This is a genomic window from Pseudomonas sp. P20 (assembly GCF_016463925.1).
In the GTDB taxonomy this organism is placed as follows: Bacteria; Pseudomonadota; Gammaproteobacteria; order Pseudomonadales; family Pseudomonadaceae; genus Pseudomonas; species Pseudomonas aeruginosa.
This window is the reverse complement of sequence record NZ_JAEMVM010000003.1, coordinates 324,232-342,955: the sequence shown is the minus strand read 5'-3', so window position 1 is coordinate 342,955 and position 18,724 is coordinate 324,232. Positions and strand designations below refer to the sequence as shown.

The following is an 18,724-nucleotide window of genomic DNA, read 5'->3' as shown; positions in this document are numbered from 1 at the left end:
TATGTCCGGAAAAGCGCAACAGCAATCTCGTCTGAAAGAGTTGATCGCCCGAGGCCGTGAGCAGGGATACCTGACTTACGCGGAGGTCAACGACCACCTGCCGGAGGATATTTCCGATCCGGAACAGGTGGAAGACATCATCCGCATGATCAACGACATGGGGATCAACGTATTCGAGACAGCCCCGGATGCGGATGCCCTGTTGCTGGCCGAGGCGGATACCGACGAAGCCGCAGCGGAAGAAGCCGCAGCGGCCCTGGCCGCGGTGGAAAGCGACATCGGTCGCACCACCGACCCGGTGCGCATGTACATGCGTGAAATGGGTACCGTGGAACTGCTGACCCGCGAAGGCGAGATCGAAATCGCCAAGCGCATCGAGGAAGGCATCCGCGAAGTGATGAGCGCCATCGCCCAGTTCCCGGGCACGGTGGACAGCATCCTGGCCGACTACAATCGCATCGTCGCCGAAGGCGGTCGCCTCTCCGACGTCCTCAGCGGCTATATCGATCCCGATGACGGCAGCCTGCCCGCCGAAGAGGTGGAGCCGGTCAACCTGAAGGACGATTCCGCCGACTCGAAAGAGAAGGACGACGAGGAAGAAGAAAGCGACGACAGCAGCGACAGCGACGACGAAGGCGACGGCGGTCCGGATCCGGAAGAAGCCCGCCTGCGTTTCACCGCGGTCTCCGAGCAGCTCGACAAGGCCAAGAAGGCCCTGAAGAAGCACGGTCGCGGCAGCAAGCAGGCCACCGCCGAACTCACCGGCCTGGCCGAGCTGTTCATGCCGATCAAGCTGGTGCCCAAGCAGTTCGACGCCCTGGTCGCCCGCGTGCGCTCCGCCCTGGAAGGCGTGCGCGCCCAGGAACGCGCCATCATGCAGCTCTGCGTGCGTGACGCGCGCATGCCGCGTGCCGACTTCCTGCGCCTGTTCCCGAACCACGAGACCGACGAGAAGTGGGTCGACAGCGTCCTGAAGAGCAAGCCGAAGTACGCCGAGGCCATCGAGCGCCTGCGCGACGACATCCTGCGCAACCAGCAGAAGCTGGCGGCCCTGGAAAGCGAGGTCGAGCTGACCGTCGCCGAGATCAAGGAAATCAACCGCGCGATGTCGATCGGCGAAGCCAAGGCTCGCCGGGCGAAGAAGGAAATGGTCGAGGCCAACCTGCGCCTGGTGATTTCCATCGCCAAGAAGTACACCAACCGCGGCCTGCAATTCCTCGACCTGATCCAGGAAGGCAACATCGGCCTGATGAAGGCGGTGGACAAGTTCGAATACCGTCGCGGCTACAAGTTCTCCACCTACGCCACCTGGTGGATTCGCCAGGCGATCACCCGTTCGATCGCCGACCAGGCACGCACCATCCGCATCCCGGTGCACATGATCGAGACGATCAACAAGCTCAACCGCATCTCCCGCCAGATGCTCCAGGAAATGGGTCGCGAGCCCACCCCGGAAGAGCTTGGCGAGCGCATGGACATGCCTGAGGACAAGATCCGCAAGGTACTGAAGATCGCCAAAGAGCCGATCTCCATGGAAACCCCGATCGGTGACGACGAAGATTCGCACCTGGGCGATTTCATCGAGGACTCCACCATGCAGTCGCCGATCGAGATGGCGACCAGCGAGAGCCTCAAGGAATCCACCCGCGAAGTCCTCGCCGGCCTCACTGCCCGGGAAGCCAAGGTGCTGCGCATGCGCTTCGGCATCGACATGAACACCGACCACACCCTCGAGGAAGTCGGCAAGCAGTTCGATGTGACCCGCGAGCGGATCCGCCAGATCGAAGCCAAGGCGCTGCGCAAGCTGCGCCATCCGTCGCGAAGCGAGCACCTGCGCTCCTTCCTCGACGAGTGACGAACGAACCCCCGGCCTGAAAAACCGGGGGTTTTTCTTTGCCGCTTGCCCCGCCGCCCGGCGTCTACACTTCCGCTTATATTCCCGTCCACCGCGAGACCGCCTCATGCAGCGTCTGCAGGCCGTGCTTCTCCTGTGTCTGGCCTGCTGCTGGCCGGGGCTGGCCGGCGCCCTCACGCTCACGCCCGAGGAACGGGCCTGGCTGGCCGAGCACCCGAGCATCCGCCTGGGCGTGGACACCTCCTGGCCGCCATTCGAGTTCCGCGACGAACAGGGCCGCTACCAGGGACTCGCCGCCGGCTACATCGGCCTGCTACAGGAACGCCTGGGCGTCAGCCTGACGCCTGTCGAACCGAAGACCTGGACGCAGGTCCTGGAGCAGGCCAAGGACGGTCGGCTGGACCTGCTGCCCGGCATCATGGCTACCCCGGAGCGCCAGGAGTACCTGAGCTTCACCCGGCCCTACCTGGATTTCCCGATCATCATCCTGGCACGCAAGAACGGCCCGATGCCGAAGCGCATCGACGAGCTCTACGGGCTCAAGGTCGCGGTGGTCGACCACTATGCTCCTCACGAACTGCTGATCGCCCAGCATCCCGACCTCACCCTGCTGCCGCTGCCTTCGGTAGCGGCAGCCCTGCAGGCGCTGGCCACCGGCCAGGCCGACGCCTTCGTCGGCGACTTCGCCTCCAGCGTATGGAACCTCCGCCAGCTCAAGCTCAACGGCCTGGAGATCAGCGGCGAGACGCCATACCGCTACCAACTGGCGATGGCCGTGCCGCGCGGACAACCGATCCTCGCCGGGATCGTCGACAAGGTCCTCGCCGACCTCAGCGCCGAGGAGATCGAGCGACTCCAGGCCCCCTGGGTCGGCGGCCTGCTCGACCGACGTCCGGCCTGGCGCGAGATGGCGACCTACGGCCTTCCCATCGTCCTGCTGATCCTGGTCTCGGTCGCCATACTGCTGGCCATGAACCGCCGCCTGCGCCGCGAGGTGAGTCGCCGGCGGCAATTGGAGCGCGAACTGCGCGACAGCGAACAGCACTACCGGGGACTGGTGGAAAGCCTGAATGCCATCGCCTGGGAAATGCGCCTCGAGGAGAACCGCTTCACCTACGTCTCGCCCCACGCCGAACGCCTGCTCGGCTATCCCCTCGGCGAATGGCTGCAGCCGGGCTTCTGGCAGCGGACCCTGCACCCCATGGACGCCGAGTACGCCATCCACTACTGCATGAGCGAAAGCCAGGCCGGACGCGACCACAGCTTCGACTACCGGATGCTCGCCGCCGACGGCCGGGTAGTCTGGATTCGCGATCTGGTCACCCCGATCACGCAAGGCCGGGACCTGCTCCTGCGCGGTCTGATGATCGACATCACCGAGGCCAAGCTCACCGAGCAGGCCATGCGCCTGTCCGAACAGAAGTTCGCTTCGGTGTTCCACCACTGCCCGGACATGGTGGTACTGGCCAACGGCGCCGACGGCCGCTTCCTCGCGGTGAACAGCACCTTCGAGCAGCAGATCGGCATCGCCGCCGACGACGCCATCGGCAAGACCGCCACCGAGCTGGGCATCTGGGCACTCCCCGGCCTGGGCCCGCAGGTCCTGGAAAAGCTCGGCCACGGCAACCTGACCAACCTCGAGGTGCCCCTGCGGCGCCGCAACGGCAGTACCTTCAGCGCGCTGCTCAGCGCCCAGCACGTGGCCCTCGACCAGACCCCGGCGCTGGTGGTGGTGATCCGCGACATCACCCACCTGGTGGAGACCCAGGAACTGCTGCGGATCTCCGAGGAGAAGTTCGCCAACGCCTTCCATGCCTACCCCGACGGTCTGCTGATCAGCCGCCTCGAAGACGGCACGCTGATCGACGTGAACGAAGGCTTCACCCGTCTCACCGGCTACCGCCGCGACGAGGTCATCTCCCGCTCCACGCTCGAACTCGGCCTGTGGGTCGACACCGAGGACCGCAAGCGCCTGATCTCGCTGGTACGCCACCACACCCTGACCCAGGGCTTCACCGCCCCTGTACGGGACCGCAACGGTGGCATCCGCCAGTGCGAGATGTCCGCCCACCGGATCAGCATCGATGGCGAGGACTGCGTGCTGACCATCGCCCGCGATATCACCGAGCGCCAGCTCATGCAGGAGAAGCTGCAGCAGGCCGCCACCGTCTTCGAAAGCACCGCCGAAGGCGTGATGATCACCGATACCCGCCAACGCATCACCGCGGTCAACCGCGCCTTCAGCGAGATCACTGGCTACAGCGAGCAGGAGGCGCTGGGACGCTCGCCCAGCCTGCTCTCCTCCGGACAACACGACTCCAGCTTCTACCTCGCCATGTGGAACCAGCTGGAACGCGACGGGCACTGGCAGGGCGAGATCTGGAACCGACGCAAGACCGGCGAGCTGTACCCCGAATGGCTGACCATCAGCGCGGTACACAATCCGCAGGGCGAGATCACTCACTTCGTCGGCGTCTTCGCCGATATCTCCACCCTCAAGTACGCCCAGGCCCGGCTCGACTACCAGGCCCACCACGATCCGCTCACCGGCCTGCCCAATCGCCTGCTGTTCGAGAGCCGGCTCAATCACGCCCTCGACGAGGCCCGCGAAGAGAGCCGTCCCGGCGCCGTGCTGTTCATCGACCTGGACCGCTTCAAGCACATCAACGACAGCCTCGGCCATCCCATCGGCGACCTGCTGCTCAAGGCCATCGCCGAACGCCTGCGCGACCAGTTGCGCGACGTCGATACCGTGGCCCGCCTGGGGGGCGACGAATTCATCATCCTGCTCCCAGGCCTGCACCAGGAAAGCGACGCCGAGCACGTCGCGCGCAAGCTGCTGAATGCCTTCACCGTGCCGTTCCAGGCCGACGGTCATGAATTCTTCGTCAGCGCCAGCGTCGGCATCGCCCTGTTCCCCAAGGACGGCGACGACGCCCCGACCCTGGTGAAGAACGCCGACGCCGCCATGTACCGCGCCAAGTCGCGGGGCCGCAGCCGCATCGAGTACTACACCCGCGAACTGACCTACCTGGCCACCGAGCGCATGGCGCTGGAAACCGAACTGCGCCGCGCCCTCGAGCGCGACGAGTTGCAGCTGTACTACCAACCCAAGCTGAGCCTGGAGAGCGGCCTGCTGGTCGGTGCCGAGGCACTGGTGCGCTGGTACCATCCGCTGTTCGGGGAAATTTCCCCGGAGCGCTTCATCCCCCTCGCCGAGGATTGCGGCCTGATCCTGCCCCTCGGCGACTGGGTGCTGGAACACGCCTGCCAGCAGATGGGCGAATGGCAAAAGCTGCACGCACCGTTCGGCCCGCTGTCGGTCAACCTCGCCGGCGCCCAGCTCGGCCAGCCGCAAATGATCGAACGCCTCGAGCAACTGCTGGAGCAGTCCGGCCTGGAACCGTCGCGGCTGCAACTGGAAATCACCGAGAGCTTCATCATGAACCAGACCGAGGAGGCCCTCGCCGTCCTCCACGGCCTCAAGCGTCTCGGCGTACAGCTGGCGATCGACGACTTCGGCACCGGCTACTCCTCGCTCAGCTACCTCAAGCGCCTGCCGCTGGACATCCTGAAGATCGACAAGTCGTTCATCCGCGGCCTTCCCGACGATCCCCACGATGCCGCCATCACCCGTGCCATCATCGCCCTCGGCCGCAGCATGCAGCTCACGGTGATCGCCGAAGGCGTGGAAACCGAAGGCCAGCAGAGCTTCCTCACCCACGAAGGCTGCGAGCAGATCCAGGGCTTCGTCCTCAGCCCGCCGCTGCCGGCCGAGCTGTTCGCCAGCAAATTCCTCAAACCGCGCCAGCCGATTGGCGCTCCCCGAGAAGCGCCGGTATAATCCGCCGACCTTCTGGGGGCCTATAGCTCAGTCGGTTAGAGCAGAGGACTCATAATCCTTTGGTCCACGGTTCGAGTCCGTGTGGGCCCACCACCTTCAAAGCCGCGCCCTGCGCGGCTTTGCTCTTTCTAGGGTAGTGGCCTCATAAACGACTCCATGGCCAAAAGGTACAAAGTCGGTACAGTACTGGTTAGCCAGTTTGCCTTTGGAGTCCTTATCTGATGGCAACAGTCGTCCCCCCTTCCCGTGGGCCGCAAAACGGATTGGCCGACCAACGAAAAAACCTTCCGCACCAAGCGCGACGCCGAAGACTGGGCACGCCGCACCGAAGACGAGATGGTACGCGGCGTGTACATCCAGCACTGCGGCTCCGAGCGCATGTGACCTGCCCCCATTTTGTAGCCCGAGAGCTACATGTCCCTGCATCAAATTTTATCGATGCCCAAGGGGTACGGCCGACCTCTGTCCACAAGGTTTTTGACGTGCTGAAACAGGCGCTTTAGCTGACTCAGTCACCCTGAACAGGCATGCCCATCAAGCTATCAACCCAGCTTGAGAATTAGACAGTGAGCCGAATAGTTGCCATTATCGGCTCACAAAATGAGCCGAATAGGCTCTCTAATCGGCTCATGAATATCCCTTATGAACGACCCACTCTGGATCTGGCAGCAGCCCGACTGGCCGCAGTTCAACTGGCAAGCCGAAGCGCTTGCACCACTGCTGCGCTCCTGTAGCCAGGCTCAGGGTCGTTTGTTAGGAATGCTCGGTGCTGTGGGGAGTGACACCGAAGTGCAGAGCAGCCTGGATGCCATGCTGCAGAACATCGTCACCTCTTCAGCCATTGAGGGAGAGCAACTGAATGTCGGTTCGGTGCGCTCATCACTGGCACGGCGACTGGGATTGCACGAAGAAGGTCGAACCACCTCTCGCTCCGAAGGCCTGGCGGAACTGCTGCTCGATGCCACCCACGCACATCAAGAGCCGCTAGACGAACAGCGACTGTTCACCTGGCACCGTTGGCTATTCCCCACTGATGAGCAACTGCTGACTCGACCGCTACACATCGGTGCACTGCGTGGCGAAGAGCCCATGCAGGTGGTTTCCGGTCGCATCGACCGCCCGACAGTCCATTTCGAAGCCCCTCCCCGCGCGGGGCTGGAAGCGCAACTGGCGGACTTTCTCGCCTGGTTCGAGAGCAGCCGCCGCGATGCCAGCCTCGATCCCTTTCTGCGCGCCGGCATCGCCCATTTCTGGTTCGTGACCCTGCACCCCTTCGACGACGGCAACGGTCGCCTCACCCGCGCTATCACCGATCTGGCATTGGCTCAGGGTGAGCAGCAAGCCATTCGCTTCTACGCCATGTCTGCGAGCATCCTCGACGACCGCGCCGGTTACTACCGCATTCTCGAAGCAAGTCAGAAAAGCACGCTGGATATCACCAACTGGCTGCAATGGTTTCTCGCGACGTTGCTCAACAGCCTGGAGCAGGCTCTTGCTCGTATCGACCGCGTGCTGGTCAAGGCGCGCTTCTGGCAGGCACACCGCAGCCAAACCCTATCGGCAGAGCAAGTCAAAGTGCTTAACCGCCTGCTCGATGGCGGCGAAAGGGGGTTCGAGGAGGGCATCAGTGCGGCGCAATACCAAGCTGTGGCCAAGGTTTCCAAAGCCACCGCGACCCGCCACCTGAGCGACCTGCTGGAAAAGGGCTGCATCGAGCGACTGCCCGGCAGAGGGCGTAGCACCCGTTACCAGATAGCACGCTGAGCGCCTGCACCGGTCTCATCAGCCCTTGATGCGTCATCGCGCCATAGAACAATGGTCGCGATCCCCTTGAGTACTCGAAAGCAATTGGCCATTATCGGCTAAGTGCCAGGCATCTGGATTTCGGCACACCTGCTCGCCTCTCCATTAAGCAGCTCGGCTCAAGGAAGAAAATGGATTACAGCCCGATAGTCGTCCAGGTCTGGGGCATGCTGACCTGGTTTATCCCGGCAGCCCTGCTGATCGGCCTGCTCAAATCGCCTTGGGCCAAGGGGCAGGTCGGTGAACTGCTGGTGCGACTGTTCGCCCATTGGCAACTGGACAGGCAAACCTACCGCCGCCTGCACAACGTCACCCTGAACACGCCGGACGGCACGACACAGATCGACCACGTATTCCTCTCCCCCTACGGCATCTTCGTGCTGGAAACGAAGAACATGAGCGGCTGGATTTTCGGCAGCGAGAAGCAAGCGCAGTGGACGCAGAAGCTCTACAAGCGCACGTTCAAATTCCAGAACCCGCTGCGACAGAACTACAAGCACCTCAAAGCCCTGGAAGCCACCCTTGGCGTTAACCCCGAGCACCTGCATTCGGTGATCACTTTCGTCGGCGGCAGCACCTTCAAAACCGAAGTGCCAGCCAACGTCACCCAGGGCATTGGCTTTATTCGCTATATCCAGTCATTCCAGCAGGCGGTATTCAGCGAGGCTGAAGTCGGCGCCATGCTGCAATCCCTGCAAACCGGCCGCCGCGCGCCGACCCTCGCTACCCACCGCGAGCATGTACAGAACCTCAAGCGCCGGAGTGATCCGACAGCCGAGCGGCAATGTCCGAAATGCGGAAGCGCGCTGCTGATACGCACCGTGAAATCAGGGGCGAAAGCGGGGCAGCAGTTTTGGGGATGCTCGGCGTTTCCGAAATGCCGAACCCTGCAGAGCCTTTAACAACCACCCATTGATACGCAGGACGCTCATCATGCAATCAATAAAGGCTTCATCACACTCTCAGCTTTGCTAGCTGAGCAAAGCCACTAAGCTCGATTCAACGTACGGATGGAGTTGTATGAAGGGCTCGAAACACGGCGCCTCACGCGCGGGGTCGCATGCCGGGCGTGGCTTTCGATACCAGGATGCCGCCGGCGTCTGGCTGGCAACTCAGTGCTGGAGTGAGGAGCTGCCTTACGGCGAGGTAGTCCCGGAAGGGCTGGACGACTACGAGCTTCGCGGAGCGACGCGCTCTGCCCTTGTTCAGGTGAAATCACGCCGCGACCACCTAGGACCGTTCTCAGCCAGCGAGGCGGCAAACTTCGTGCGTGAGCTTTGGTATCGAAGCGAGGGCGCATCCTCGCCCCTTACCGGTGATTTGATCTTGCTTGTAGAACAGCCGATCGCAGGTGGCCCCACCACCGATCACAGGCTGGCCGATAACCCGAGCCTGGCCAAGGCCATGGCTAGCGATCCACGCTGGAGCTCACTCGCACCTCGTACTCTTGTTTGGATTACCCCCGCGCCCTTTGAAGTCGCACTGAGGTCCATCAGTCGAATTACGTCCTGCACTCCCTTGGCTGCACAGGTCCATTACGCTGAGCTACTCAGCCGCATCGGCAACTTGGCCGATGCCAATGGCTTAATCACAGATAACCGCTATGCAGGCCTGGCCGTATCTGACGTGGAGGCTTGCGTGCGCAGGATCGAGCCGATCCTTGACCTAAGCGGCATGGAGGCAGCATTACGCGACGGACTCTGCGAGGCGCTCGATTTCCTGACACCCACAGATGACCCCAGCTTTTATCAAGGCGTCAATACACGCCCGGGGCATCTTGCAGCCGGTCTGGTCGCCGAACGACCGGAGACGCGCAGCATAGTCCTCGACGCTCTGGAAGCCAGTGGCGCCACGTTGATCGTGGGCCAATCGGGTAGCGGCAAATCGGCGCTGATGTGGGAAGTGGCTCGTGCGATTCGGCATACCGTGCGCTGGTTCGAAATCAAGCGTGGCGATGCGGCCGACGCACATCTGTTCATGCGTCTCGCCCAGGCATTAAGAGCATCCCCTACCGCACCGCTCGGTTTCATCCTGGACGATGTCGGGCGCGGAGGCAGCAGTCTGTGGGATGGTTTGAGCAAGGAGGTCGGCGGCGGTAGCGGAATTCTATTGCTCGGCTCGATCAGAGAAGAAGATGTGTTCATGCTGACCGCGCGGGCGCGCGCCAAAGAGGTTCGTCCTCCCGTTGAAGAGGCGGTGGCGGAACGGATTTGGCACCGGCTGCTTGACCAGGGCCGGACCTCTTGGGTGGGTTGGCGCGAACCCTGGGAGCGAAGCGGCGGGCTCCTGCTCGAATTCACACATATCTTGACGCGTGGCGAACGGATCGAGACGGTTCTCAGTGAGCAAGTGGATCGACGGCTGCGAGAATCTCGCGATGCCGAGCTGGCCGTCCTTCGCGTTACTTCGCTCGCCAGCATGGCGGGCGCCACAATTGATGCTGAACGGCTGTCCACGGCGCTGGATATCGCACCTGGTGATCTGAGTCGAGGTCTACGCCGCCTGATTGATGAGCATCTCGTTTCGGCGAAAGAAGATGGACGCATCGGAGGCCTTCATCAGCTGCGTTCGGCAATGCTCTTCGACCTTTGCCATGCTTACCCACCACCGGCGCCATCACGAACGGTGACCGAGGCGGTTCATTCCGTGCATAGCGATAGCTTGGAAGCCTTGGCCGCCCACGTGCTGGTGAATCACCCCGGCGCAACAAGCGCTTTCGTCGCGGCCCTCGCCTCACGACTGGAGCGCGAGCACGATCCCGTCGCGCTGGTCACAGCACTTTCCGGCATGGGCCAGGCTCACATCGAGGCAACACTACGGGCTTGGGTAGCAGAAGTTCTGTCGGCCGGGCTGGAACCGTCTCAAATCACCCTAGCCGCTATGTTCGCAGTCGCGAACATAGATGTTTCCTCGATGCCACTACCGGATCGCCTGAGGAGCGCCGTAGGGGCATTACGCCCCCGCTCAGCTGCGGACCCACGAACGGATCTACTGTCCGCCCTTTCTCGAACCTCCTTGCATCAGATGGTGGCCACCACTGATATACACCGCCTTCGAGCACTCATAGGAGCGCTGGTCGGCATGGAGCTGCCGGAGTCTTTGCGATCGGCACTGCTGGCGGTGAAGCCCGATTTCGAAGCAGTCGATCTTAGCGACCTTGCTGATCTGCTGGGCGCGATCCATCTGATAGATCCACGCATCGCATCAAGCTGGGGGGCGGCACCGGTGCGCAATCGTTTACTGGAGCGCGTCCCATGCGAAATTCCCTGGGCAGGGCCGGTTATAGTCGAAGCAGCACCCGAAGGGCGTCTTCTACGCAGCGTCATTTACTACGTTGCCCCCTCCGTTCAGACTCGACTCAACGATGAAGTGGCACCACTCTGCGCCACGCTGCTTGGGCTTGATCCAAGCGCAATGGTAGCGGCCGTCGACGCAATTGCGGCCGATGGTCTCCCATCCGAATTACCGGATGCCAGCAAACGCATTCCTCGGGAGAACACACCATTCTCCGCGCTACCCGCGTGGAACCAACGGTGGATCGCCGCGGCAGCGCGATTGGTTGGCAACGAGAGCTACACCGACTATCTGCATCGCTCGTATGACATGCTGGAGCGCTTGCTAACCGTACTGGAGCGCACAGTGGATACCGCCCTGCGAGGCAAGCGGCTGCAACCGAAGATGTTGGAGCGCCTCGGCAATATTCACAACGCCTCTCGCCAACTAACTCCACCGCAAGACGCAGCGCTCAACGGCAACGCCCCGGCTACACACAACACACCACTACAAAATCTACTCTTCTGGTGCTCCGCCGACTTGATTCGGCGCTCCATCAAGTTGCCAGAGGAATATGGTGCGTTCGTCCTGTGGATCGGAGATTTGCTCAAAGACGTGCGTAAAGCGCGCGAGGAGCCCTGGGAGCTCTTGGGTAAATCGCCAGAAAGACTGTTGAATAGACTTGAGAGCCTGATCGCTTCGTTGAGGCTATTGGCCATTGAAGCCGGCACGCAGGGCGCCAAGCTGACGCAATGGATCTCCATCGCCCGTAGCGCCTTACCGGACGACGCTTTGCGTAGTGTCAAGATGGCCGTTGAGCGCCAGCTGCAGGCAAGCTCAGAGAGCTATCTGCAAGGCATTGAAGTCAAGCTAAAGCAGCAATCTATTGAGTTTGAGCTGCATACGCGTCCAGATTGGGAAACTCCCTTACCTTGGCCGAATAGGGACTTCCTTGCCATCGTGGATATTTCATCCCCAGGCGATTGGCCGGCATGGATTGAAGCACATGCAGCCGAGGTTCAGACGGCTATTGGTGAAGGCCGCCAGGTATGGTTCGTGCCGCGCATAAATCATCTCGCACTGTCGTTTCTGACCATCAAAGGAAGGTACTCACTGTTCGCATCACCGTACTCAGGGGACGACTGGCTAGATACGCTTCAGCAGCAGCGACTGAACGATATTCTGACCCGGGAGGCGCAACGAGGCATTGAGCTAATTACAGAGCTCGACGGCATGCGCCGTTTCAGACTGGGAGAAGAGAACCGCTCCACTGCTGAGCAAGCAGTGCGGCAAGACCATGAACGGCAGCTCGCGGTGGCTCTCAAGGCATTCGAGGCGCGGGCCGAAGGAACGTCGGTACAGATGCAGCTGCGGAAATTCAGCGAGGACGTAGCGGCCGGCCATATCGCCTTAGCGGAGGGCCTGGCCGCACTGCTGCGTAACCGACTGACTTCCGATGGGATGGCTCTGCTCATGCTTCAGAACACTTTGTTGGAACAGGATCTTGCTGCTGTTGGATGTGGGCAAGGTGCAGACAATCCGCCCGGAGGGAATCGAACATGAAAACAGTGAGCATCGACCTGGAAAACTGCTACGGCATCAAGAAGCTGCAAGCTGAATTCGACTTTTCTAAAGCTAAGGCCTGTGCCGTCTATGCGCCGAACGGATCTATGAAATCCTCACTCGCGCAGACTTTCCAAGATGTCGCAGACGGCGTCGCCTCCAAGGATCGCATCTTCCCGGCGCGCGCGTGCAGGCGCGAAATCAAGGACGAAGCCGGTGCGGATCTACCCAAGGAAGGTGTACTCGTCGTTCGTCCGTATGACGAGGTTCTGGGGCACTCACCGAAGACTTCAACGCTGCTGGTCAACCCTGCGCTACGCCAAGAATACGAAGCCCTCCATGCCGATATCGACGCGGCAAAGGAGACCTTGCTGAAAGCTCTCAAAGAGCAGTCTGGCTCCAAGAGGGACATCGAAAAGGAGTTGTCGTCCACCTTCACAGCACGTGACGACCAGTTCTATGTTGCGCTGAATCGTGTCAAGGACGAGATTGCTTCGATGCCCGACGCCCCGCTCGCAACAGTCGCCTACGATGTCATTTTCGACGATAAGGTGCTTGCTCTGCTCGCCACGGATGAAGCGAAAGCTGCCATTCAGGACTACATCAAGAAGTACAACGAACTGTTGACCGCATCGACCTACTTCAAGAAAGGCACATTCAACTACTACAACGCCGCAACGGTCGCAAAGCAGTTGGCCGACAACGGCTTCTTTGAGGCGAAGCACTCCGTCACCCTGAATGCCGACGCCAAGCTAGAGATTACCAGCCAGAAGGAGCTCGAAGAACTGATCGCCAAAGAGAAGGATGCGATCTCTAATGACGAGGACCTGAAAAGGAAGTTCGCGAAACTCGACAAGCTCATCCAGAAGAACGTCACGGTCCGCGACTTCGAAGCCTACCTGCTGAACCATGAAGAGTTGCTGGTACGGCTAGGCAACGTACCAGCTTTCAAGGAGGACGTTTGGAAATCCTACCTGAAGGTGCGCTTCGAGCCATTTCAGGATCTGCTGAACAAATGCCAAGCAGCCCAGACCAGACGCAAAGAGATCGAAGAGCAGGCAGCGAAGGAGCGCACACAGTGGGAAGAAGTTATCGACATGTTCAACGATCGTTTCTTCGTACCGTTCAAGCTGGAGGCAGTTAACCGGCTGTCCGTAATCCTCGGTCAGGAGCCGATGCTAAGCCTCGGCTTTACGTTTGAAGATGGGACAGATAAGGCCGCTGTTGACCGCAGCTCACTTATGCAGGCCCTCAGCACGGGGGAAAAAAAGGCCTTCTACGTGCTGAACATCCTCTTTGAAATCGAAGTGCGGAAGAAGGCAAAACAGGAAACGCTCATCATCGTCGATGACATTGCGGACTCGTTCGACTACAAAAACAAGTACGCCATTATTCAGTACCTGATGGACATTGCCGAAGACCCCCACTTCAAGCAGATCATCCTCACCCACAATTTCGACTTCTACCGGACTATTCAGAGCCGGTTTGTCCGGTACCCGGACTGCTTCATGGCGTCGAAAACTGCCGCAGGCTTGGTGCTTGAGCAAGCCGCTGGAATTCAGAACGTATTTGTCAAAGATTGGAAGCCAAATTTCGCTACCGAGCCGAAGAAAAAGATTGCCTGTATCCCCTTCATGCGCAATCTCATCGAATACACAAAGGATGCGGCCAACCCCGATTTCGTCAAACTGACGTCGCTGCTGCACTGGAAGGCCGACTCCGACCAGATCACCATTTCTGACCTGGATGTGATCTTCAACAGACTGTTCGGACAAAATGTTGCTTCGGCCGAAGGTGCAAAAACTGTGATGGCGCTCATCGAGCATGAGGCCAGTGGGTGCCTAAAGGCTGCCGAAGGTATCAATTTCGAGAACAAGATCGTACTTGCCATGTCGATCCGGCTCACCGCCGAGCGCTTCATGGTCAAGCGCATCAACGATCCGGCCTTCGTCGCGGGAATTGACTCGAACCAAACGGCAAAGCTGCTGAAAAAATTCCGGGAACTGTTCAGTACAGAGCTGAAGACGCTCAAAATCCTTCAACGTGTGGCCCTAATGACCCCCGAGAATATTCACCTGAATTCCTTCATGTATGAGCCCATCCTAGACATGTCCGATGGACATCTGCGGAAACTGTATGGCGAGGTGATCATGCTCGCCTGATGTCGTACCAATAGCTGGTCTTTCAGCCTGAGGCGATACCGAGCGTTTAGAACCTGGCCGTTTCAAGGTACAAAAAACAGTACACTGGCGGTACAGCGCCCAGCTCTTACAGATTTCGCTCAATTGCACTTAACCCGCTCTACGACGCTACTTTCAGCTCACTGTACCTACGCTAAGCTACGCCCGACCTCACTGGGTTTGCAGTGTTTCTAGGCAACTCATAATCCTTTGGTCCACGGTTCGAGTCCGTGTGGGCCCACCGGCTTCAAGCTTTTTGGTCTGTCCCGCCCCGAGTGCCTTCCAGCGGCTGGCCATCTCCCCTTACCGCGTTTTCGAGCGTGGTCAGCTCGCTGATCTTTCCGAGTGCGCTAGCCAAACGTCTGCATAAACGGAACGGCACATTGCCTGATTGCCGCGAACACATGCGGGGCCTGCTCGCTCAGCTCAGTCGAGCGGGCCAACACCCGCTCCAGTGCTTGCAATTGCTCGCGGATCACCTCTGTTGGCCGAGCTACATAGCAGACCTGGGCGAACTCCAGCAGCCCCTGTCGCGAGGCAAAGAGAGTCTTGTTGCCTACGACATCCAGCGCCAGTACATCTTGCGGGATATAAGCCGTGGTGTTGACGATGTCGTAGGCCGGTGCCAGGCGCAATTCGCAGCAGTGCTGGCGGCAGGTTTCCGGCACCTGCCGATAGGTCTCTACCGTTGCACCGGCGAGCCGTGCTGCAGGTCACAGGCTTCGGTGTCAATCGCCCGCCACTGCGCGATCAATCGCAGGGTGTCGGCGGCAGCAGCGCAAGTTTCGGCGAAGGCGAACTGGCGCTGGCGGAGCGGAATCCGATGGACGTGGCGGCTCTGTTCGCCGCCTGAGCGTGGGAAGGCACTTATCAGGCACTTCCGAAGGCACTACCGGACGATATCGATTCCATCGCCAACGCGGTAACTTCGAAGTACCTAAACCTTCATGAAACTGCAACTTCCAACTCGATCGACAGCTCTGGAAATACATCCTCGGTATTTTCCAAGACCCTAACCAAAGTCTGGATCGTTTCGTCACAGGAAACGCTGGAGCGCCTATTCCAGAGCGCTTCGAACAATCGGTAAAAATAAAAACAAAATAATCAGACGCAGTTCAAAAACAACCAGAACAGATAGTTTTTCCGCCTTTCCCAACATGCTCCTCTCGCCTTGACTCGTTCGATGCAGCGGATCGCCCATGCGTATTTCCGGCATTGTCCGAGGCCCATTCCCTGTTCGACGCGATACCCGGCGCACCCATAACAATATGCCGCCCTCCACGGGCCGATAGCGCCAGTTGTGAGCCTGTCCACCACTGCATTTCCCTCACTGCAAGGAGAGAACATGAGTCGCTCACCCATCCCTCGCCACCGAGCGTTGCTGGCCGGTTTCTGCCTGGCTGGCGCGCTGTCCGCCCAGGCGGCCACCCAGGAAGAAATCCTCGATGCGGCACTGGTCAGCGGGGATTCCTCGCAACTGACCGACAGCCACCTGGTCGCCCTCCGCCTGCAGCAGCAGGTCGAGCGCATCCGCCAGACCCGCACCCAGTTGCTCGACGGTCTCTACCAGAACCTCAGCCAAGCCTATGATCCTGGCGCCGCCAGCATGTGGGTCCTGCCGGCAAACCCGGACAATACCCTGCCCTTCCTCATTGGCGACAAGGGGCGCGTGCTCGCCAGCCTGAGCCTGGAGGCCGGCGGCCGCGGGCTGGCCTATGGCACCAACGTGCTCACCCAACTGAGCGGGGCCAATGCCGCCCACGCGCCGTTGCTGAAGCGGGCGGTGCAGTGGCTGGTGAACGGCGACCCGGGCGCGGCTACTGCGAAGGACTTCAAGGTCAGCGTGGTCGGGGTGGACAAGACCGCCGCCCTCAACGGCCTGAAGAGCGCCGGCCTGCAACCGGCGGACGCCGCCTGCAACGCGCTGACCGACGCCAGTTGCGCCAGCACCAGCAAATTGCTGGTACTGGGCAACGGCGCCAGCGCCGCTAGCCTGAGCGCCACGGTGCGCGCACGGCTACAGGCCGGGCTGCCGATCCTCTTCGTGCACACCAATGGCTGGAACCAGAGCAGCACCGGCCAGCAGATCCTCTCCGGCCTCGGCCTGCAGGAAGGCCCCTACGGCGGCAACTACTGGGACAAGGACGCGGTGCCATCCAGCCGCACCCGGGCGCGTTCGGTCGAGCTGGGCGGCGCCTATGGCCAGGATCCGGCGCTGGTGCAGCAGATCGTCGACGGTAGCTGGCGCACGGACTACGACTGGTCGAAATGCACCTCCTACGTCGGTCGCACCACCTGCGACGACTTGCCGGGACTGAGCGACTTCAGCAAGCGCGTCGATGTATTGAAAGGCGCCCTCGACGCCTACAACCAGAAGGCGCAGAACCTCTTCGCCCTGCCCGGCACCACCTCGCTGCGGCTCTGGCTGCTGTGGGCCGACGCGGTGCGGCAGAACATCCGCTACCCGATGGACAAGGCCGCCGACACGGCGCGCTTCCAGGAAACCTTCGTCGCCGACGCCATCGTCGGCTACGTGCGCGAGGCCGGCGCGGCGCAGAAGGAACTGGGCAGCTACGCCGGCCAGCGCCAACAGTCGATGCCGGTATCGGGCTCGGAGGAAACCCTGACCCTCACCTTGCCGTCGGCCCAGGGCTTCACCGCCATCGGCCGCATGGCGGCGCCGGGCAAGCGCCTGAGCATTCGCATCGAAGACGCTGGCCAGGCCAGCCTGGCGGTCGGCCTGAACACCCAGCGCATCGGCTCGACGCGGCTGTGGAATACCCGCCAGTATGACCGCCCGCGCTTCCTCAAGAGCCCGGACATCAAGCTCCAGGCAAACCAGTCGGTGGCGCTGGTATCGCCCTACGGCGGCCTGTTGCAACTGGTCTACAGCGGCGCCACGCCGGGTCAGACGGTAACCGTCAAGGTAACCGGCGCGGCCAGCCAGCCGTTCCTCGACATCCAGCCGGGCGAGGACAGCAGCCAGGCGATTGCCGACTTCATCCAGGCGCTGGACGCCGACAAGGCCGACTGGCTGGAGATCCGCAGCGGCTCGGTGGAGGTCCACGCCAAGGTGGAGAAGGTCCGTGGCTCGATCGACAAGGACTATGGCGGCGACGTCCAGCGCTTCATCCGTGAGTTGAACGAGGTGTTCATCGACGACGCCTACACCCTGGCCGGCTTCGCCATTCCCAACCAGGCGAAGACTCCGGCAATCCAGCAGGAATGCGCGGCGCGCGGCTGGGACTGCGACAGCGAGACCCTGCACAAGCTGCCCGGCACCCAGCACATCAACGTCGACCAGTACGCCCAGTGCGGCGGCGGTTGCAGCGGCAACCCCTACGACCAGACCTGGGGCCTGAACCCGCGTGGCTGGGGCGAAAGCCATGAGCTGGGCCACAACCTGCAAGTGAATCGACTGAAGGTCTACGGCGGGCGCTCGGGCGAGATCTCCAACCAGATATTCCCGTTGCACAAGGACTGGCGCGTGCTCCGCGAGTTCGGGCAGAACCTCGACGATACGCGGGTCAACTACCGCAACGCCTACAACCTGATCGTCGCCGGACGCGCCGAGGCCGATCCGCTGGCAGGCGTATACAAGCGCCTGTGGGAAGACCCGGGCACCTACGCGCTGAACGGCGAGCGGATGGCCTTCTATACCCAGTGGGTGCACTACTGGGCCGACCTGAAGAACGATCCGCTGCAGGGTTGGGATATCTGGACCCTGCTCTACCTGCACCAGCGCCAGGTGGACAAGTCCGACTGGGACGCCAACAAGGCCGCTCTCGGCTACGGCACCTACGCCCAGCGCCCGGGAAACAGCGGCGATGCCAGCAGCACGGACGGCAACGACAACCTGTTGCTCGGCCTGTCCTGGCTGACCCAGCGCGACCAGCGGCCAACCTTCGCGCTATGGGGCATCCGTACCTCGGCAGCGGCCCAGGCGCAGGTGGCGGCCTACGGTTTCGCCGAGCAGCCGGCGTTCTTCTATGCCAACAACCGGACCAACGAATACAGCACGGTGAAGCTTCTGGACATGAGCCAGGGGTCGCCGGCGTGGCCGTTTCCGTGAGTCGTAGTTGAGGGGGCTGGCGCGGGGTAATGCTTCTCGCTCCGCGCCGGTCCTCATGCCCCTCTCCCCGAAGGGAGAGAGGGTCGGCCATGCCAGCGGGCAATGCCGTGCCAGGCTGGCAAGCCAAACTGTCG

Annotated in this window: 9 protein-coding genes, 1 tRNA gene and 2 pseudogenes; 10 read left to right on the top strand and 2 right to left on the bottom strand. The window is 61.4% G+C overall.

Annotated features, from left to right (window positions below; genetic code table 11):
- Position 1: 1 nt before the first annotated feature.
- The 8 genes and pseudogenes from rpoD to JHD77_RS05765 all read left to right on the top strand — a co-directional run bounded on the left by rpoD (position 2) and on the right by JHD77_RS05765 (position 14,500).
- The gene (gene rpoD, locus JHD77_RS05800; protein ID WP_003085035.1) at positions 2-1,855 is read left to right on the top strand and encodes an RNA polymerase sigma factor RpoD; all 1,854 of its coding nucleotides are present in this window, start codon (positions 2-4) and stop codon (positions 1,853-1,855) included.
- 106 nt (positions 1,856-1,961) lie between these two features.
- Entirely contained in the window at positions 1,962-5,699 is a 3,738-nt protein-coding gene (locus JHD77_RS05795; RefSeq protein ID WP_023089501.1) for an EAL domain-containing protein, read from the top strand.
- Positions 5,700-5,715: 16 nt separating this feature from the next.
- A tRNA-Ile gene (locus tag JHD77_RS05790) sits at positions 5,716-5,792 on the top strand.
- A gap of 153 nt (positions 5,793-5,945) precedes the next feature.
- Positions 5,946-6,080, top strand: a pseudogene (locus JHD77_RS05785) (integrase); the annotation flags it as partial.
- 261 nt (positions 6,081-6,341) lie between these two features.
- Positions 6,342-7,463 (top strand): Fic family protein, encoded by a 1,122-nt coding sequence (locus JHD77_RS05780; protein WP_003113218.1) that lies wholly within the window; start codon positions 6,342-6,344, stop codon positions 7,461-7,463.
- A 170-nt stretch (positions 7,464-7,633) separates the two neighbouring features.
- On the top strand, positions 7,634-8,404 hold the full coding sequence (locus tag JHD77_RS05775) for a nuclease-related domain-containing protein (RefSeq protein ID WP_023116013.1): 771 nt from the start codon (positions 7,634-7,636) through the stop codon (positions 8,402-8,404).
- 118 nt (positions 8,405-8,522) lie between these two features.
- The gene (locus JHD77_RS05770; RefSeq protein ID WP_023116012.1) at positions 8,523-12,338 is read left to right on the top strand and encodes a hypothetical protein; all 3,816 of its coding nucleotides are present in this window, start codon (positions 8,523-8,525) and stop codon (positions 12,336-12,338) included.
- Positions 12,335-14,500, top strand: coding sequence for a hypothetical protein (locus JHD77_RS05765; protein ID WP_023116011.1), 2,166 nt, complete (start codon positions 12,335-12,337; stop codon positions 14,498-14,500). The genes JHD77_RS05770 and JHD77_RS05765 overlap by 4 nt, the downstream gene beginning before the upstream one ends.
- Before the next feature lie 368 nt (positions 14,501-14,868).
- Here the strand turns inward: JHD77_RS05765 and JHD77_RS05760 are convergent.
- A pseudogene (locus tag JHD77_RS05760) lies at positions 14,869-15,156 on the bottom strand (type II toxin-antitoxin system HipA family toxin); the annotation flags it as partial.
- A gap of 65 nt (positions 15,157-15,221) precedes the next feature.
- Here JHD77_RS05760 and JHD77_RS05755 point away from each other — a divergent pair.
- Positions 15,222-15,371, top strand: coding sequence for a hypothetical protein (locus JHD77_RS05755; RefSeq protein ID WP_153549363.1), 150 nt, complete (start codon positions 15,222-15,224; stop codon positions 15,369-15,371).
- A gap of 204 nt (positions 15,372-15,575) precedes the next feature.
- Here JHD77_RS05755 and JHD77_RS05750 read toward each other — a convergent pair whose 3' ends face one another.
- Positions 15,576-15,719, bottom strand: coding sequence for a hypothetical protein (locus JHD77_RS05750; protein ID WP_153274318.1), 144 nt, complete (start codon positions 15,717-15,719; stop codon positions 15,576-15,578).
- A 99-nt stretch (positions 15,720-15,818) separates the two neighbouring features.
- On the opposite strand from JHD77_RS05750, the gene impA reads away from it, so the two are divergent.
- Positions 15,819-18,590, top strand: a complete 2,772-nt coding sequence (impA, locus tag JHD77_RS05745; protein ID WP_031756017.1) for an ImpA family metalloprotease — start codon at positions 15,819-15,821, stop codon at positions 18,588-18,590.
- The last annotated feature ends 134 nt before the right edge of the window (positions 18,591-18,724 follow it).